This window comes from Pandoraea sp. PE-S2R-1, from assembly GCF_002179865.1.
Lineage (GTDB): Bacteria > Pseudomonadota > Gammaproteobacteria > Burkholderiales > Burkholderiaceae > Pandoraea.
The window spans coordinates 549179-567393 of sequence record NZ_NGUR01000010.1 but is presented as its reverse complement, the minus strand read 5'-3'; the positions used below and the strand labels follow the sequence as shown (position 1 = coordinate 567393).

The following is an 18215-nucleotide window of genomic DNA, read 5'->3' as shown; positions in this document are numbered from 1 at the left end:
TTTTACCTTGATTTTTGCCTTGATGCCGATGCTGTCTTGAAGTATTTAGCCACTCAAACTTCGCTGAAAACGTCCTCACCCACCCACCTTGCGCTTCCTCGCCGGCACTTTCTTCCCGGCTGTCGCCGACTCGCCGCCGTCTTGCTCCCGCAACGTCCCCGCCAACTCCACGAACAACTTGACGCGTGAGTTTGCGTCGCCGTAGCGGTGGCCGATGTACAGGGTTGTCGTCGTGTCCGTGTCCGCGAAATCGCGAAACACGACGCCGGGTACCGCGATGGCGTTCAGCGATGCGGGAACGATGGTCACGCCAAGGCCGGTTGCCGTAAGCCCGATCAGCGTCGAAGCCTGCTGAGCCTCTTGCACGATCTTCGGTTCGAACCCGCGTTTCGCGCACAGCGCATGAATCTGCGCGAACATCACCACGCCCGCCGAGCGCGGATACGCGATGAACGCCTCGTCGCGCAAATCGGCAATCCGCACCTTGGCGGCCTTCGCCAACGGATGTCCGGCATGCATCGCCAACACCAGCGGCTCGACGACCAACGGCGTCAGCACCAACGACGACGGCGCCGGTTGCTGCGCATCGAGACGCAACAACGCGACGTCGATTTCGCGCGCTTCCAGCGCATCAAGCTGTCGCGACGACGGCAACTCGTGCAACTGAACCTGCACCTTCGGCCGCTGCTTGCGATAGGCGTGAATCAATTGCGGAAACACGGGCGACAGCGACGACGCGTTCGTGAACCCCACGCGCAACCGTCCCACTTCTCCGCTCACGGTCTGCCACACCGACTCACGCGCATGTTCGATATGCGCGAGGATCGCCGGTGCCTGTGCCGCTAACGCAATGCCCGCCTCGGTCAGCGAGACCGAGCGCCGGGTGCGGTGAAACAGACGCGCCCCCAACGATTCTTCAAGCGCCTGAATCGCCAGGCTCAGCGGGGCCTGCGTGATCCCCAGCCGCTCGGCACTGCGCCGGAAATGCAACTCCTCCGCCAGCACCGCAAAGTACTCCAGATGCCGAATATTCATCATTGCCCGGTGCCTTTCATTGATTTGATTTGCAAATCATTAACGTGATTTCAAAGAATAAATGAAATCGATTGCCGGGGCCATACTGTCACGAAACCACTCGAACGAGACCAAGCCCCAAGGGCTTCGGAGACAGCATGGAAAGTACCGAACTCATGGCGCGCCTGCGCGCCGGTCAACCCGTATTCGCACTGGGCATGCGCGCCGCACGCTCACCCGACGTCGTGCGCTGGGCGCGCGCCGCCGGTTACGACACGGTATGGATCGACATGGAACACAGCCCGATGCCGGTCGACACCGTCTCGCAGCTTTGCCTGTGCGCGGTCGATCTCGGCGTGATGCCTTGGGTGCGCGTGCCGGAACGCGACTACGGCATGATCAACCGCGTGCTCGACGGCGGCGCACTGGGCATCATCGCCGCCCGTATCGAGTCCGCCGAACAGGCCCGCGAAATCGTCACCGCGAGCCGCTTTGCCCCGCACGGTCAGCGCTCCCAACTGGCCACGCTGCCGTTCGTCGGCTACGAGAAATTGCCGGCCGCGGAAATGAATCGCCGCGTGAATGCCGTGACGGCCGTGAAGCTGCTGATCGAAAGCCGCGCAGGCGTAGAAAATGCAGCAGAAATCGCGGCAGTGCCCGGCGTCGACATCGTGGCTCTCGGCTGCAACGATCTGTCTGCCGACCTCGGGCATACCGGAAATCCGACCCATCCCGACGTGCTGGCCGCCTGCCGCCAAGTCGTGGCCGCCGTGCGCGCTCAAGGCAAGATCGCCATCGTCGGCGGCATGCCGGAAGGCGAAGCCCTGACGCAACTGCGCGCCGACGGCGCTGCGCCGTTCGTTTTCAGCGGCATCGACGGCGACCTGTTTCTCGATGCGATGCGGCGTCGCGTGGCGGCCGATCGCACCGCGCTGACGCCCGCCTGAGCATTAGCTTCATCAAATTCCTTTTTGCCAACTCCACAGAACCCACTCACATGGCAACCCAATACGCCGGCCAGCTGACCTCTACCCCGATGCGCGCCGCAAGCTCGCTGACCCGCCCCGCATTCGACATGCCCGAGAACGCCTGCGATGCGCACATGCACGTGTTCGAGCCGCTCTCGCAGTATCCGAGCGTGGGCAATCCGCAGTACACCTTGCCCGATGGCGGGCTCGACAAGTACCGCGAGGTGATGGACGCGCTTTCGATTCGCCGCTTCGCCATCGTCCAGCCGAGCTTCTACGGCACGGACAATCGTTGCCTGCTCGACGCCTTGGCCAAGGCGGGCGATGCCGCACGCGGCGTCGTCATGATCGACGAGGGGCTGCCCGCCGCCACGCTAGACGCCTGGCATCGCGCCAACGTGCGGGCCATCCGGCTCGACCTGTTCTCCCGTGCGGAACAACCCACGCAAGAAATTCAGGCCTACATCACCCGCATGGCGTCGCTGTGCGAAAGCCTCGGCTGGCATCTCCAGTTCTATGCGCCGGGTCCGATCGTGCGAAACCTGATTCCGTTTTTGACTGACGTGCGTACGCCGTTCGTGATCGACCACATGGGCTACATGACGCAGGAAGACGGGCTCACGAGCGATGACTTCACGCGCCTGCTTCAACTGCTGAAGGATGGCAACTGCACGCTCAAGCTGTCGGCACCGTATCGCGTCGCCAAGGGGCGCCCGCTGTCGTCGGTCGCGCCGATGGCGAAGGCGATCATCGAGACGGCCCCGGACAAGGTCATCTGGGGATCGGACTGGCCGCACATCCCGATGGGCGAACGCGATACCGGTGAATTGCTGAACCTGTTGGGCGACTGGACGACAGACGCCGTGACGCGTCGCCGGATCCTCGTCGATAATCCGGCCCGCCTCTACGATTTCTGATCGAGTTCGTTCATGAGCTACCAACCTCATTCCGCCTTCGCCGGGCTGTTTCACGCCTTCACCGCCGACCCGAATAGTCTCGGCAACCGGCTGGCGAAGACGATGTCGGCACGCGACGCGGCACTGCCGCTGCTGGTCTCGACCGGCTCGGATATTGCGCTGTTTCCGGGCGCTGGCGCACCCGCCCAGATCGAGAGTTTTCGCAAGTCGACACGGGGATTCATCGAACTGACGGCGGTCTCGCATCTGCCGCTGGCGCTGGCCTATCTCGCCCGGTTGCGCGAATTGGACGACGAAGGGCAGGGCGACAGCGAAGCGGCCGCATGGCGCGCCGAAGCGAAGCGACTGATCGAGCATGCCGGACACGTGCGCGAGGCCAATACCCTGGCGCACTGGCGCGACGCCGTTGCGGTGCAGAGTCTGCGCGGCAACGAAGCCCGGCTGGTCGATCTGATCGACTACACGTGCGGCGTTTCCATTCGCTGGCTCACGCAAGCACTGGCCAACCCGTCGCGGCTGGACTTCGACCGCCTCGTCGCAGACTACTTTGAGGCCGCGCCGGGCAGCGACTTGCCGGTGCCGATGAACGACGTGATGTTTGCGACCTTCGGTCTGGCGTATCTGGACATCGTCTATCGCATCGGCAACTGGCTGCGCGCGCAATCGATCGACTGGACGCGCGCCATGGTCATCGTCTCGGGGCGGTCGGGCCGTCCGACGGCGGGGGCGACATGGTCGTCGAACAACATGTGCCATCTCATCTGGCGGGCTTCACGCGAACAACTGCCGCCGGAGCGCCTGCTGGTTGCGCCGCACGCCCCGGGCTTTTCCGTGGCGAATCTCGGCACTGCGGATGACCTTAAATCCCTTGAGGCGGGCTACCGCGAGTTGTGGCACAACACACGCGCCAGCATTGAAGTTGCCCGCAAGATGTTTCCGGAAGCGCCCGGATTTTCGTTCGCGCCGTCGCCTGACGAAGCCATGCCGCCGCTGGCCGACGCACAGGACCGCAAGGTCATGGCGGCACGGCTGCGCCGCATCATGGAAGACCCGGCGCAACTCCTATCCAACTGCGTGGCCGACTACATCGTCGACGAGTTGGCCCGTTGCGATAACGACCCGTCGCGCGCGGTCATCCCCGGCTTTACGCATGTGAATTACCCGACGCGAATTCGCTAAATCACGCACAGACGTATGAACTGATTGATCCGCAGAGACAACCACGGACGAGGCAGGAAATGAAGCAACAAACGAGAAACGGGCAGCAGGGGCGCTGCACCGTTCATCGTCCGGGGGACCGCTTCAAGACGGTTTGAACACGACATCAAATAGCCCTATCAGGAGACAACCATGAATCTGATGCAGAACGAGGGGACACCCAGTGTCTCTGCTGCGCTACCCGTACGACGGATCGTCGCCATTACGCTGGTGTGCTTCGCCGTCTCGATGATCGACGGCTTCGACACGCTGATGCTCAGCTTCGTCGCGCCGTTGCTGTCCAAGTCGTTGAATATCGACCCGGCCTCGCTGGGGCGGGTCTTCGGCGCGGGCTTTATCGGCACGGTCGTCGGCTCGCTCATCGCAGGGCCGCTCGCCGACCGCTTCGGACGCCGCCCGACGTTGGTGGCCGCGTTGATCATGACCGGTGTATTCACGCTGGCGTGCGCGTGGGCCACCTCGGCCACGGAATTGTCGATCCTTCGCCTGCTCGGCGGTCTGGGTATGGGCGGTGCGATTCCGCCGGTGACGGCCATCACGGCAGAAAGCGCACCGGTGCGCCGCCGCTCGGCACTCGTCATCCTGATGTTCATCGGCTTTCCGCTGGGTGCCGTCGTGGGCGGCGCGATTTCGGCCGTGCTGATGATGCGCTTCGGCTGGCCGTTCGTGTTTCAGATGGGCGGGGCGTTTGCGCTGCTCGTCATCCTTCCGGTGCTCTGGGTGCTGCCCGCCACGGCGCCTGCCGGTGCCCACAAAGGCGAACGCCCGGGGGCCGTCCTGCAACGCCGTGGCATGTTGCCGCGCGTATTCGCCGACGGACGTGGTGTCGCGGCATCGGCGCTGTGGGTCGGTGTGCTCGCGACGATGATTCTGTCGGGCTTTCTCGTGAGCTTCATGCCGACGCTGTTGCACCTGAACGGCGTAGCGCCCGACCGTGCAGCGATGGGCGCGGTCACGCTCAACATTGGGGCGATTGTCGGCGCGCTGCTGCTCTCGACGGTCGTAACGCGGGCCGGGCCGTTCGTGCCCGTGGCGTGCTCTTTCATCGGCGGTGCCGTGCTGACCGTGGTGCTCGGCAATCTCATCGGCGTGGGGCATGCCACGTTCGGGATGCTCTTCGCAGTCGGGGCGTGTCTGGTCGGTGGCCAACTGACGTTCCCGGCGATTGCCAGCCGTCTGTTCCCGACGGACGTGCGTGCCGCCGGGGTCGGCGCGACGATGGCCATCGGGCGTCTCGGCTCGATCATCGGACCGACCGTCGGTGGCTGGTTGATTGCCCGCCAGATGCCGTTGCCGCAACTCTTCGTTTTCGCTGCCTGTCTGGCCGTCATCGGTGCCCTTGGCGTGAGCGTTGCCCGCTGGCGCACGCCGCCTCAGGCGGAAGGGCATGAACGACACCCCGATACCTACGGCGCACAAGTGCCGCACGGAGAAGTGAATCATGGCCGTTAATTTCACCCCGGTGCAGACGCTGCCGACCAGCGCTGCGAGAGCCGTGGCGACATTCACCCGCGATGGCGAGCGCTGGCTGGCGATTGCGCAGATGTCGAAGGACGTGGCGGGCGAAGTGCCCTATATGAACGGCGGCGACAGTAACGTCGATGCACTGTTCTACCGCTGGGAGGCTGGAGCAAAAGCGGGGGAGGGCGCGGGCGCTTTCACACTCGCCGAGCGCCTGTCACTGCCCGGTGGCGAAGACGTCGAGCACTTCACTATCGGCACGCGGGAATTCCTCGCCTGCGTGGGCATTCGCACCGGAAGCGGGCCGTACGATCTGAATACGCATGCCGTGCTGTACGAGCGTCTTCATGGCGAATGGCGTGAGCACCAGCGATTCGAAGTCTTCGCAGGCAAACAGTGGCGCCACTTCGAGATCGACGGACGGCACTTTCTTGGCCTCGCGCAAGGCGTCACGGTGGAGGGGCCGGTAGCCCGGCACCCCGATCAGTCCTGCGTGTTCGCATGGAATGGCGAGCGCTTCGAACCGTTTCAGGTGACCGGTGGCCGATGGGGCTACAACTGGGCGCACATCGCGCATGCCGGCAAACACTATGTGGCTTACGCCGATCACGTCAGTGGATCGCGCATCTTTCGCTGGAACGGCAGCCAGTTCGAGATGCTTCAAACCTTTGATGAGCCGGGCGGACGCGCTTTCCATTTCTTCGTCGACGGCCAGACGCTGTGGCTCGTCCACGCCAATCTGCTCAGCCACACAACGCTGTACCGTTTCGACGGTGTCCAATTCATCGCGACGCAGACGCTCGACGGCGCGGGTGGCCGCGAGCTTTGCGAGATACCTGCCAGCCGTCCCGGCGCGCCGCGTTATCTGTTGCAAGTGCGTTTCATCACCGGCACACCGAAGGCCCCCGAGCCTGTCCAGCAATCGGTGTTGTGGCAATGGCGTGGCGACGGCTTCGATGCGCTCGCATGGATCGACACGTCCGGCGGTACCGATGCATCGACATTCGACATCGATGGCGAGCGCTATGTGGTCGTAACCAACAGTCTCGACGCCGACGTGCGCTTTCGGGTCGATTCCGTCGTCTACCGGTTTTCCGGATGACCCACGCGGGCCGGTGGCCGATGCAATAGCCGACGCCTGCCCCGACTTCTGAAGATTCCGTAGTCCCTGCTGTTCCCGTCTCGCCCCGCCAGAGGGTGACGGCTTCGTTTTGCCTAAAAAAATACATATGGAGACAAACCTCATGACTCGCCTTGCTGCACGCCGTACGCCGCTCGCTTCGCTGCTTGCTGTTCTGTTGACCCCGGCCTTGCTGGCCGTTGCCGCTCCCGCCGAGGCGCAAAGCTCGGTGCAGTTGTACGGGATCATCGATGCCGGCCTCACGTACTTCAGCAACCTGAACGGCCATGGCACCTTCGTGGCGAACGACGGCGCGATTCAGGCCAACCGTTGGGGCCTGCGTGGCACCGAGGATCTGGGCGACGGACGTCGCGTCATCTTCGCCCTCGAGAATGGCTTCAATCTCTACTCCGGCACGATGGTGCAGTCCGGCGTGCTGTTCAGCCGGCAGGCGTGGCTGGGGCTTCAGGACAACACGTTGGGCACGCTGACGCTCGGCAAGCAGTACGACTTCTTCTGGGACAACCTCACACAGTTCACGATGGGGCAGTTGGCGGGGCAGTACTCTTGGCACCCGGGCGACTTCGACCATCTGGCGGGCACGCTGCACATCAACAACGCCATCAAGTACACGTCGCCGAACTGGGCGGGGCTGACGGTGGGCGGCTTGTACGCCACGCCGTCGTCCGATGTTTCCGCCGGGACCGGCCGCGTGTTTGCCTTCGGCGCGAAGTATGCGAACGACGGCCTCAGCCTCGGGGCGGCCTATACCAATACCCACAACTCCGGCGTCAATGCGCCCACGCAGGCGGGGACGACAATTTTCCCGGATCTGCCGCCGGGGCCGGCGGTGCTGGACAACATCGCCAGTTGGGGCGTGGGCGGCAGCTACCGCTATGGGCCGAATACGACGCGCCTGCTGTTCACCAGCACGCGCTTTCGCAACGGCAACGAGAGTACCGTGATGAATACCTATGAGGCCAATCAGATCTATCGCTGGGGCCCGGCGTGGACGTTCATGGCGGGCTACTGGTATTCGAAGATGGGCGTGCAGAAGTGGCAGAACGTGACGGGGCTCGCCGACTACGCACTGTCCAAGCGCACCGACGTCTACGTCGAAGCCACGTGGCTGTATGCGGGCGGCGGCGCGGCACCGGTGTTCCTTGGGGGCGGTGCGGCGCCGACCTTCGTGAAGGGGACCTACACCGGGCAGGGGCCGTCGTCGACGGCGGTGCGCATCGGCATGCGGCACACGTTCTGAGCGAATGGCGTCGATGCGTCCCAGACGATGACGTATTGATGGCACGGTGCAATCGCGATCGGTTTTTCCGATACGGCACTTTGAGATTGGTATAAACCCTAATCAAAATTGCCGCGATTGCGTCGCATCGGCCATCGGCGGGGGTCTTGGCGCCGCCCGATGTGCCGCATTCGATCGATAACCCGAGGGGTCGTGCAGGGGTGATCGGAATTTCCGATACCGATCACCGGGACCGTGCTTCCCGCGGTCTATTTGGCCTTCTACGATGGCAGCGTGTCATTCATCCACACGTTCACCATCGGATACGCCAAGCCATGCATGCCAATGAAGCCTTTCCCCTCGTCGATGTGAGCGGCACGCCGTTCGAACGGGGCCTTGCACACGGTCGTCAGGTGCCCGAGCGCGTGGCGCGCAGTCTGGCGCTGTATCGCACGCAACTGGATCGCCGGGGCGTGTCGAGCGAACGGCAACAGGCATTGGCACGTCGGATGGTGCCCATCATCGAAGCCTTCGACGCGACGTATCTGGAGGAAATGCGGGGCATCGCCGAGGGCGCGAACGTCACGCTCGAAGACGTCGTCATCATCAATTGCCGCACCGAGATGATGTACGGGCACGACGAGATCGGCGAAGCGCGCAAGGCGCTCGACGATGGCTGCACGGGCCTGATCGTCATGCCGCAGGCGAGCACCAACGGGCGTCTGCTGCATGCGCATAACTGGGACTGGCGGGCCGAGTGCGCCGATACCGGCATCGTGCTGCGCATGCGCCGCGACGACGGCCCCGATCTGCTCGTCTTTACCGAAGCCGGTACGCTTGGCCGCCACGGCATCAACAGCGCAGGCCTGTCGCTGTCCGGCAACTTCCTGACGTCCGATCGCGACTATGTGAACGCGAGCGAAGCCAATACGCCGCTCTCGCTGATTCGCCGCCGCATGCTCGATTCCACCAGTCTTGCCGACGCCATGAAAGCGCTGTGGAACACACGCCGCTATGCGTCGAATAACCTGATGCTGGCCGATGCGCGCGGTGAGGCCGTGAATCTGGAATGCGCACCGGACGAGATTTTCTGGCTCACGCCGACTGACGACATCCTCGTGCATGCCAATCACTGGCTGTGCCCGGTGGCCCGCACCAAGCTGCGTGATCTCGGTCTGGCCAAGAGCCCCGATTCCATCTACCGCCAGCGCCGCGTGACCGCAGGCCTGAACATCGGCCGCGAACGCTTCGGCAAGATCGACTGGACCGTCATCAAGGGAGTACTCGCCGATGACTTCGGCAGCCCCGTAGGCGTGCTGCGCGTGCCGCGAAAGGTGAGCTTCGACAGCATTGCGGCGACGGTTTGCACCACGTTGATGGACGCCGCCGACGGTGTGCTGTGGATCGCGCGCAAGCCCTACGAATCGCGCGAATTCGTCGAATATCGGTTGCGCTGAGCGCATGCGGCGGGGCGCTAGGCATGAGCCTGCGCGCCGCTTCGCCCGGACAGTCCCCTCAGTACAACGACAAACCGATGTCCCCGATGTCCCCGATCTCCCAGTTATCTCCGATGTCCCGGCCACCTTGTCGGCGCGAACTCCGCAAGCGTTGGCACGCCGGTCTTGCGGCGAGCCTCGCGTTGGCAGCGGCGCTGGTGTGCGCTTCGTCGGCGCAGGCGCAATCGCAACCACAATCGCAGCCCGCCGCACCCCGTCACGAGATTCGTTTTGCCGTCAGTTCCGACACGCCCACGTCGATGCCGGGCAGCCTGTTGCGCAACACGGCGACGGACAACATCCTCGCGCACGTCGTCGAGTCGCTCGTGGCGCTACGTGCAGACCTCAGCATCGGCCCGATGCTTGCCGACCGGTGGGATATCTCCGCCGACGGCAAGACCTACACGTTTCATCTACGTCACGGCGTGCAGTTTCACAACGGCAAACCGATGACGGCGGCCGACGTGAAGTGGAGCTACGAGTACTTCATGAACCCGTCGACCGGGTTCTATTGCCGTCGCGCCTACGACGGTCACGCGGGCGCCAAGGTGCTGGGCGTGCACGTCATCGATCGCTACACCGTCACGTTCGATCTCGATCGCGCGTCGGCTTTGTTCCTCAATCACATGGCGGACCCGCGCTGCCCGTTGGCGGTACTCAGTCCGGACAGCGTGGATGCCGAGGGTCATTGGTCGCAGCCCATCGGCACCGGGCCTTATGTGTTTGCCGACTGGCAGCCGGGACAGTACGTGTTGCTCAAACCGTTTGCTGCCTACCGGCCGCGACCGGAGCCGGCGAACGGGGCAGCCGGTGCCAAGGTGGCGCATGCCGACGTGCGCTTCGTCACGATTCCGGACGAGACGGCGCAGATGTCCGCGCTGATGTCGGGCCAGATCGACGCCATGAATCTCTCCGAGCAAATGGTGCCGCCGAAAGATCCGGCATGGCACGTCGTGGCCGGGCCGGGTGCCGACCCCGCCATGCTGCTGATTCAGTCGCGCGACCCATTGCTGGCCGATGTGCGCATTCGCCGCGCGATTGCGCTGGCCGCCGATTTGCCGGGCATCGCCAATGCTGTGACGGAAGGGCGCTCGGACTACAACCCGTCGCTCGTGCCGAACGCGAGTGCGCTGGCAAGCCCGGCCACGCGCATGGGGTACGTGAAGTCGCTGCCGGAGGTGAAGCGCCTGCTCGACGAAGCGGGCTATCGCGGCCAGCCGATCACACTCGAGACCAATCGCCGCTACACGCACATGTTCACCATGGCCGTGTATCTGCAATCGCTGCTCGCGCGCGCCGGCATCAATGTGAAGCTGCAAGTGGTGGAGTGGGGCAAGCAACTGGCGGACTACCGCGCCGGGCGCTTCCAACTGATGGCGTTCGGCTACACGGCGCGCACCGACCCGGCGTTGATGTATGCCGACGTGCTAGGCGACAAGTCGCGCAATGCGCTGGTGCAGTGGGAAGACCCGGCGGCGCTGGACCTGTTGCGCAGCATCGCAGGCGAGACCGACGACCGCGTGCGAGCGCGCGTGTTCGGCGAATTGCACCAGCGCATGCTGGCCGATGTGCCCATGCTCGTGCTCTACAACTCGCCAGATCTGATGCTGGTCAGTTCTCGCCTGCATGGCGTGACAAGCTGGCCGATCCGTCTCAAACGCTTCTATAACGTGACGAAGGACTGACGGCATGCCGGCGTACCTTTTCAAGCGCATCTCGATGTCCGTGCCCACGGTCTTTATCGTGACGCTGCTCGTGTTCGGCATGATTCGCGCCATTCCGGGCGACCCCGCCACGCTCATGCTGGGCGACCTGAACGACCCGGCGCTGCTCGCACATCTGCGTCACTCGCTGGGGCTCGACGAGCCTTGGCCTGCGCAGTATCTGCACTGGATCGAACACCTGCTGCGCGGCGATCTGGGCATGTCGATTGCCCGGCATCGTCCGGTGAGCGCGCTGATCGCGGAAGCCTTTCCGGTGACGGCAAAGATCGTGCTCGGCGCGACGTTCGTCGCGTGCCTCTTTGCGATACCCGCCGGGCTGTTTGCGGCGTGGCGGCAGAATCGCCGCAGCGATCTGGCGATCGTCATGACGACGGTGCTGCTCGTGTCGATCCCGAGTTTCTGGTCGGGCATTCTGCTCATCTGGATCTTCGGGGTGAAGCTGCACTGGCTGCCTACCTTCGGCTATCAGACGTTTGCGCAGGCGGGCTGGGGCTCGCTGCGCTATCTCGTGCTGCCGGTGATTGCCATTGCGCTGGGGGAGATCGCCGTCGTTACCCGCATGATCCGGGCGAGCAGCATCGACGTGCTGCGCCTGGAGTACATCGCCCATGCCCGTGCCAAGGGCCTGAGCGAGCGCCGCGTGCTGGTGCGGCACACGTTGCCCAACGCGTTCGGTCCGACGCTCACCGTGATCGGTCTCGTGGTCGGGCACTTGCTGGCAGGCGGCGCGGTTATCGAAACCGTCTTCACGCTGCCCGGCATGGGGCGCCTGCTGGTGGAGAGCATTTACGCGCGTGACTACCCGGTCGTGCAGGGCTGTTTGCTGGTGATCGCCCTGATCTACGTCGTGATCAATCTGGTCGTCGACCTGCTGTATCCGCTGTTCGACCCTCGAATTAAGCACTGAATCAAGCACTGAACGCCCCATGACCTATTTGTTCTCCCTGCTATCCGTGCGACGGGCCAATTTGTGGATCGGCGGCTTTCTGGTCGGCCTGCTGGTACTCATCGCCGCCGTCGATCTCGTCTACACGCCCTATAACCCGGTGGACGTGGATATCTACGCCCGCTACGCCGCACCGAGCGCGGCGCATTGGTTCGGCACCGACGCGTTCGGCCGTGACGTGCTCTCGCGCATCATGGCCGGCGCGAGTCTGAGCCTGATGGTGAGTGTTGCCTCGGTCGTGCTGGCGCTGGCTGCCGGCACGTTGATCGGCGCGATCTTCGGCTACGTCGGCGGCTGGCCCGACCGGCTGGCGGGCATGCTGGTCGACGCCTTGATGGCCTTCCCCGGTCTGCTGCTGGCACTCGGCATCATGACCGTGCTTGGGCCCTCGAAATGGGGGGTAGTGCTGGCACTGGGCCTTGCCTACACGCCATCGGTGAGCCGCATTGCGCGTGGGGCCGTGCTGTCGCTGCGCATGCGCGATTACGTCGAAGCGTCGCGCACCATGGGCAATCGCGAGGCGTGGACGTTCGTGCGGCACGTGTTGCCTCACTGCGTGCAGCCGTTGCTGATCTTCTCGACGTCGCTGTTCGGCTCGGCCCTGCTCGCGGAGAGTGCCCTGAGTTTTCTGGGGCTTGGCGTGCCCGCCCCGGAACCCACGTGGGGCGGCATGCTCGCGGACGGTCGCTCGGCCATCGATCAGGCGTTCTGGGTGGTGTTGTTCCCCGGCGCGGCCATCTCGCTGGCGCTGTTCGGTATCAACCTGCTGGGCGACGCCGTGCGCGATTTGCTCGACCCGCGACTGAAGGAGGTCAAATGAACGCGCTCGCAAATGCCCAGTCGGTTGAGCCGGTTCCGTCGTCGTTGACGCAGGGGACCGAAGCGGCCTCAGCGAGCGCGCCGCTGCTCGACATCAAGGGGCTGTGCATTGCTTTTCCCGACGGTAAAGGCGGTCAGCGCGATGTCGTGCGCAATATCGATCTGACGCTGCGCGCCGGCGAATCGCTTGCCGTCGTGGGGGAATCGGGGAGTGGCAAGACGCTGATCGGCAAGGCGCTGCTCGGCCTGCTGCCGGAATCGGCAACGGCCCGCGCCGGCACGCTGACGTTCGACGGCCGCTCGTTGCTCGCTCTCGACGCCACGCAATGGCGCGACGTGCGAGGCACCGAGATCGGTATGGTGTTTCAGGAGCCGATGGTCTCGCTCAACCCGGCCATGCGCATCGGCGAGCAGATGATCGAAGCGCTCGTGCGCCGTCGCGGCGTCGCGGCAGCACAGGCGCGTCAGCAAGCGCTGGCGATGCTCGCCCGGGTGCGCGTGCGCGATCCTCAGCGGTGCATGGCACGGTATCCCCATGAGTTCTCGGGCGGCATGCGGCAACGCATCCTGCTCGCCGCTGTGATGCTGCTCAAGCCCCGGCTGTTGATCGCCGATGAGCCGACAACAGCACTCGATTGTGTGGTGCAAAAAGAAGTCCTCGACGTGATGATCGGCCTCGCGCGCGAGGAGGGAACGGCGCTGGTATTCATCAGTCACGATCTGGCGCTGGTGGCGGCGTACACCGAGCGCGTGCTGGTGGTGCGTCAGGGCGACGCCGTCGAGTCGGGGCCGGTGGCGCGGGTGTTGTCACATCCTTCAACCGATTACACGTTGCGTCTGCTTGAGTCTTTGCCACGCCGCGACGCGGGGACGCGTGCGCCTGCGGGCACTGTGATCACCGATGCGCCAATTCTGGAAGTGTCCGATGTGGCGGTGGATTACGTTGTTCCGCAAAGCTGGTTCCGGCGCAAGGCCGTGCGAACCGTCTACCCGTGTTCGTTCCGCGTGCATGCCGGTCAGACGCTGGCGATCGTGGGCGAGTCGGGCAGCGGCAAGACAACCCTCGCCAAGGCTGTGATGGGCATGCTGCCCCGCGCGCAAGGGCAGGTGAGCGTGCGCGGTGCACCGTTTCCGGCGCAGGGTGGCGACGCTGCCATGCGGGCGTCGCGCCGGGCCGTGCAGATGGTGTTTCAAGACCCGTACTCGTCGCTCGATCCGCGCATGCGCGTGGACGCGCTGGTCGAGGAGCCGCTGCGGCTGGACACGTCGCTGAGTACCGCGCAGCGTCGCGAGCGGGTGGCGCAAGTGCTGGCCGACGTGGGGCTGGCGAGCTTCGGCACGCGGTTTGTTCATCAGATGTCGGGCGGTCAGCGCCAGCGCGTGGCCATTGCGCGCGCGCTTGCGGCACATCCACAGATCATCGTGGCCGACGAACCCGTATCGGCGTTGGACGTCACGGTGCAGAAGCAAGTGCTCGACATGCTCACCGAATTGCAGGCGCGCTATCGCTTTGCGCTGTTGCTGATTTCGCACGATCTGGGTGTGGTTGAACAACTGTCCGATCACGTCATCGTGATGTATCGGGGGCACGTCGTGGAGCGCGGCACGCGCGATGCGATCTACGACTGTCCCGCGCACCCGTACACACGCCGTCTGCTGCGCGCCGTGCCGGAATTGCGAGGCGATCGCGAGTCGGGCTTTGCCGTGCATACGCGCGAATTTTCCGAACACGAGTCGAACGATGCGCCACTGGCGTACTTCGATCCCGAACAGGGGGGCGAAGCCTTACCGCATCTGTGCCCGGTCGCCCACAGTCCCGACCCGGAACACCGCGTCGCGGTATTCGTGAGCGGGCAGTGATTGTTATAGGCAATCCCGATCGGCGGATCTGCATTCCTGCCGGTCAGGTGACTGCCTACCATGCTGATATCGATTCGCCGGCCTGCGCTGTGCGAGTTAGCCGTCTTACGTTAGGTCACTAATTTCTTACCATGCATAGCGTCACGCATCCCATCTCTCATTTGTGCAGCGGCACCTCGCAAGCGGTGGTCGCCGAGCATTTCGGCAATGCATCCTCGGGCCGCAAGGTCTACTTGCAGGCAGCGTTGCATGCCGACGAGACGCCCGCCATGCTGGTAGCGACGCGTCTGCGCGACAAGTTTCTCGCGCTCGAAGCGCAGGGCCGCTTGCGCGCCGAAGTCGTACTCGTCGTCATGGCGAACCCCATGGGGCTGAACCAGTGGCTGATGGGCGCGCCGCAAGGGCGCTTCGAGCTGGCCAGCGGGCGCAACTACAACCGCGGCTTCCCGATGGTGTTCAAGGCCGTTGTGCAGCGTCTGGAAGGCGCACTGACCGACGACGTCGACGTCAATCGTCAGCGCGTACGCACGGCCTGGGGCGAGGCGCTGGCGGAATTGCCCGTGACGGATGCGTTCGGATCGTTGCAACGCCTGCTGATGACGCAGGCTCACGACGCCGATATCGTGCTCGATCTGCATTGCTCGCGCGAAGCGACGATGCACCTCTATACCGGCGATGAATGCTGGCCGGCGGCCGAGCCGCTGGCGCGCTATCTCGGCTCGAGGGCGAGTCTGCTGGCGCTGGATTCGGGCGCGTTTTCGTTCGACGAGGCGCAGAGCTACACGTGGTGGCAGCTTCGCCAGCACTTCGGCACGACTTACCCGATGCCAGAAGGGCCGGTCTCTGTCACCGTTGAGCATCGCGGCCAGCGCGACGTCAGTTACGAGCAGGCCGACGCCGATGCCGACGCGATCATTCAATACCTGACCCACATTGGCGATATCGCGGGCGATGCCCAGCCGTTGCCGCCGCTGCTGCATCCCGCCACGCCGCTGGCCGGCAGCGAGCAATTCCGCGCGCCGTGCGCCGGCATTCTGGTGCACCGCGCGGCACTGGGGACGATGGTCGAAGTCGGGCAACCGGTCTTCGACATCGTTGCGCCGTTGACGGGCGAAGTGCGCACCGTGTCGAGCCGGACACAAGGCGTGCTGTATATGCGCCGCGACGTGCGATTCGTCAATGCGGGCGATCCGCTTGGCCGCGTTACCGGCCAGCGCGTCCAGCGCTCCGGCATGCTGCTCGGCGCCTGATCCTTTTCGTCCCTTTCGTCCCTTTCGTCCTGACCCTGACCGTTACGACACCCGACTGCCCGCCAATGTAGGCCGAACCGAACCTCCACAAAAGAGATGCATATGACTCGATTTCTCGACGTCAACGATATACAGACCCTGTTGCGCCAAACCGGCGTTGCCCCGTTCATCCGCACGCTCGCGGACTATGTGCAGGACGATTACCTGCGCTGGCACGACTTCGATAAATCGGCACGCGTGGCCAATCATTCCGATAACGGGGTGATCGAGCTGATGCCGGTGTCTGATGCCCGCTTCTACGGATTCAAGTACGTCAACGGCCATCCCGTCAACACGCGGCACAACCTGCTGACGGTGATGGCGTTCTCCGCGCTCGCCGAAGTGAGCACCGGATATCCGCTGTTGCTGTGCGAATTCACACTGATGACGGCACTGCGCACGGCGGCGACGTCGGCGTTGGCGGCCCGCTGTCAGGCGCGCACCGACAGCCGCGTCATGGCGTTGATCGGCAACGGCGCGCAAAGCGAGTTTCAGGCGCTGGCGTTTCACGAGATGCTCGGGATCGACGAGATCCGCCTGTACGACGTGGATCAGGCCGCGACGGCCAAGCTCATGCGCAATCTGGCTGGCGTACCTGGTCTCAAACTGCTGCCGGTGGCATCGGTGCGCGACGCGGTGCGCGGTGCCGATATCGTGACGACAGTCACTGCCGACAAGACCTACGCCACGATCCTCACGGCTGACATGATCGAGCCGGGGATGCATCTGAACGCGGTCGGCGGCGATTGCCCGGGCAAGACCGAACTGGATCGCGATATTCTGCAAACCGCTCGCGTGATGGTCGAGTTCGAAGCGCAGACGCGTCTCGAGGGCGAGATCCAGCAAATGCCTGCGGACTCGCCGGTGGTGCATTTCTGGCAAGTGCTTGCCGGGCAGAGCGCCGGGCGCGAATCGCGTGAGCAGGTGACCGTGTTCGATTCCGTAGGCTTCGCGCTGGAAGACTTCTCCACGTTGCGCTATCTGCGCGATCTGTCGCAGACGGCGGGTGTCGGCAAGACCATCGACCTGATTCCCGAGCCGGACGATTGCAAGGATCTCTATAGTCTGGTGGCGCCGGTGTTGCCGGTGAAGACCGTCAAAACGGTTGGGATCGCACCGGTCTGCGCTGTGTGACACGCTGACAACGAACGCCGTCGCCGAGGCTGGCGACAGGCGGTTTCGGGTAGGATGCTGAGCATGACACTCATTCAATTGCGCGTGTTTTGCGCCGTCGTCGAGCAGGGTAGTTTCCGCGCGGCGGCACGCGCGCTCGACATCGCCCAGAGCACACTCACACAGGCCATTCAGGCGCTGGAGTCGGAGCTCGGCACGGCGTTGCTCAACCGCTCGCATCAGGGGGTGACACTCACTCCGGTGGGCGAGCGTTTCCTCATCCGGGCCAACGCCATCATCCGTGACTGCGATCTGGCCACGCAAGACGTCAAGCAATCGACTGGTGAAGAGGAAGGCAATATCACGCTGGGCGTGACCTCCGAGCCGCTGGCCGAGTTGCTGCTGCCGGTGGTCAAGCGCTTTGTCGAGCGCTTTCCGAAGGTGCGGGTGCATGTCACGAGTGGCTACACGAAGATGCTGATCGAGCGCATTCGCGATGGCCGGCTCGATTTCGTGATCGCGCCGTTGGCACCGCAGGTGAGCGACGTCGACCTGAGCATCGAGCGGCTGTATCGGTCGTCACCGAGTGTGATTGCCCGCAAGGGGCATCCGAAGGCGAACGCTACGTCGGTGCGCGATCTCGTCGATTGCGAGTGGGTCAGCATTCGTCCGGCGGGGATCGTCGGTGCCGAGAACCGGCTCATCAGTCTGTTCAATACAGAGAGTCTGGGACATCCCAAGATCGCGTTGACGGCGGAGTCGCTGCTCGAGACGCTGCATATCGTGTCCGAGTCGGACTATCTGACGATCGAGCCGCAAGTGCTCGCCGAGATGCCGCTATTCTCTGACGCGTTGATCAGCATCCCGATTCGGGAGACGTTCGATCCGCGCGACGTCTGCCTGATCGCGCGTCGTTCGGCCCCGTTCACAATGGCCACGCAAGAGCTGGTGACCATGCTCGTGTCGTACTCACGACTGGTGCATGGCTCGACCGGGCGGCGTACGGCGGGCTAAGAACTCAGGCCGCCGA

15 protein-coding genes are annotated in these 18215 nt (G+C 64.2%); 14 read left to right on the top strand and 1 reads right to left on the bottom strand.

Translation table 11 applies throughout. The features are described 5' to 3' along the window. Window positions 1-75: 75 nt before the first annotated feature. Window positions 76-1038 carry a LysR family transcriptional regulator gene (locus tag CDV44_RS13045; RefSeq protein WP_087688396.1) on the bottom strand — a complete coding sequence of 321 codons (963 nt, stop codon included), beginning with the start codon at window positions 1036-1038 and terminating at the stop codon, window positions 76-78. 134 nt (window positions 1039-1172) lie between these two features. Here CDV44_RS13045 and CDV44_RS13040 point away from each other — a divergent pair, with 134 nt between their 5' ends. From CDV44_RS13040 to CDV44_RS12975, 14 genes are all read left to right on the top strand, one after another. Continuing rightward, on the top strand, window positions 1173-1961 hold the full coding sequence (locus CDV44_RS13040; RefSeq protein ID WP_087688395.1) for an HpcH/HpaI aldolase/citrate lyase family protein: 789 nt from the start codon (window positions 1173-1175) through the stop codon (window positions 1959-1961). A 50-nt stretch (window positions 1962-2011) separates the two neighbouring features. Further along, window positions 2012-2899, top strand: coding sequence for an amidohydrolase family protein (locus CDV44_RS13035; RefSeq protein WP_212677109.1), 888 nt, complete (start codon window positions 2012-2014; stop codon window positions 2897-2899). Between the two features lie 12 nt (window positions 2900-2911). Next, complete coding sequence (locus CDV44_RS13030; RefSeq protein WP_087688393.1) at window positions 2912-4078, top strand: DUF5624 domain-containing protein; 1167 nt, start codon at window positions 2912-2914, stop codon at window positions 4076-4078. A gap of 171 nt (window positions 4079-4249) precedes the next feature. Continuing rightward, window positions 4250-5569, top strand: a complete 1320-nt coding sequence (locus CDV44_RS13025; protein ID WP_087688392.1) for an MFS transporter — start codon at window positions 4250-4252, stop codon at window positions 5567-5569. Further along, a complete protein-coding gene (locus CDV44_RS13020) occupies window positions 5559-6680 on the top strand; it encodes a hypothetical protein (protein WP_087688391.1) in 1122 nt (373 codons plus the stop codon). The genes CDV44_RS13025 and CDV44_RS13020 overlap by 11 nt, the downstream gene beginning before the upstream one ends. 142 nt (window positions 6681-6822) lie before the next feature. Then, a complete protein-coding gene (locus CDV44_RS13015) occupies window positions 6823-7959 on the top strand; it encodes a porin (protein ID WP_170935974.1) in 1137 nt (378 codons plus the stop codon). Between the two features lie 314 nt (window positions 7960-8273). Further along, complete coding sequence (locus CDV44_RS13010) at window positions 8274-9395, top strand: C45 family peptidase (RefSeq protein WP_087688389.1); 1122 nt, start codon at window positions 8274-8276, stop codon at window positions 9393-9395. Window positions 9396-9472: 77 nt separating this feature from the next. Further along, on the top strand, window positions 9473-11119 hold the full coding sequence (locus CDV44_RS13005; RefSeq protein WP_170935973.1) for an ABC transporter substrate-binding protein: 1647 nt from the start codon (window positions 9473-9475) through the stop codon (window positions 11117-11119). Between the two features lie 4 nt (window positions 11120-11123). Next, window positions 11124-12065 carry an ABC transporter permease gene (locus CDV44_RS13000; protein ID WP_087688387.1) on the top strand — a complete coding sequence of 314 codons (942 nt, stop codon included), beginning with the start codon at window positions 11124-11126 and terminating at the stop codon, window positions 12063-12065. Between the two features lie 19 nt (window positions 12066-12084). Next, window positions 12085-12924, top strand: a complete 840-nt coding sequence (locus CDV44_RS12995; RefSeq protein WP_087688386.1) for an ABC transporter permease — start codon at window positions 12085-12087, stop codon at window positions 12922-12924. Then, on the top strand, window positions 12921-14783 hold the full coding sequence (locus CDV44_RS12990) for an ABC transporter ATP-binding protein (RefSeq protein WP_087688385.1): 1863 nt from the start codon (window positions 12921-12923) through the stop codon (window positions 14781-14783). Before CDV44_RS12995 ends, CDV44_RS12990 begins: the two co-directional genes overlap by 4 nt. Before the next feature lie 131 nt (window positions 14784-14914). Next, window positions 14915-16033 (top strand): succinylglutamate desuccinylase/aspartoacylase family protein, encoded by a 1119-nt coding sequence (locus CDV44_RS12985; RefSeq protein ID WP_087688384.1) that lies wholly within the window; start codon window positions 14915-14917, stop codon window positions 16031-16033. Window positions 16034-16135: 102 nt separating this feature from the next. After that, window positions 16136-17206, top strand: coding sequence for an ornithine cyclodeaminase (locus tag CDV44_RS12980; RefSeq protein ID WP_087688383.1), 1071 nt, complete (start codon window positions 16136-16138; stop codon window positions 17204-17206). 63 nt (window positions 17207-17269) lie between these two features. Beyond that, window positions 17270-18199 carry a LysR substrate-binding domain-containing protein gene (locus CDV44_RS12975; RefSeq protein ID WP_087688749.1) on the top strand — a complete coding sequence of 310 codons (930 nt, stop codon included), beginning with the start codon at window positions 17270-17272 and terminating at the stop codon, window positions 18197-18199. Window positions 18200-18215 lie beyond the last annotated feature (16 nt).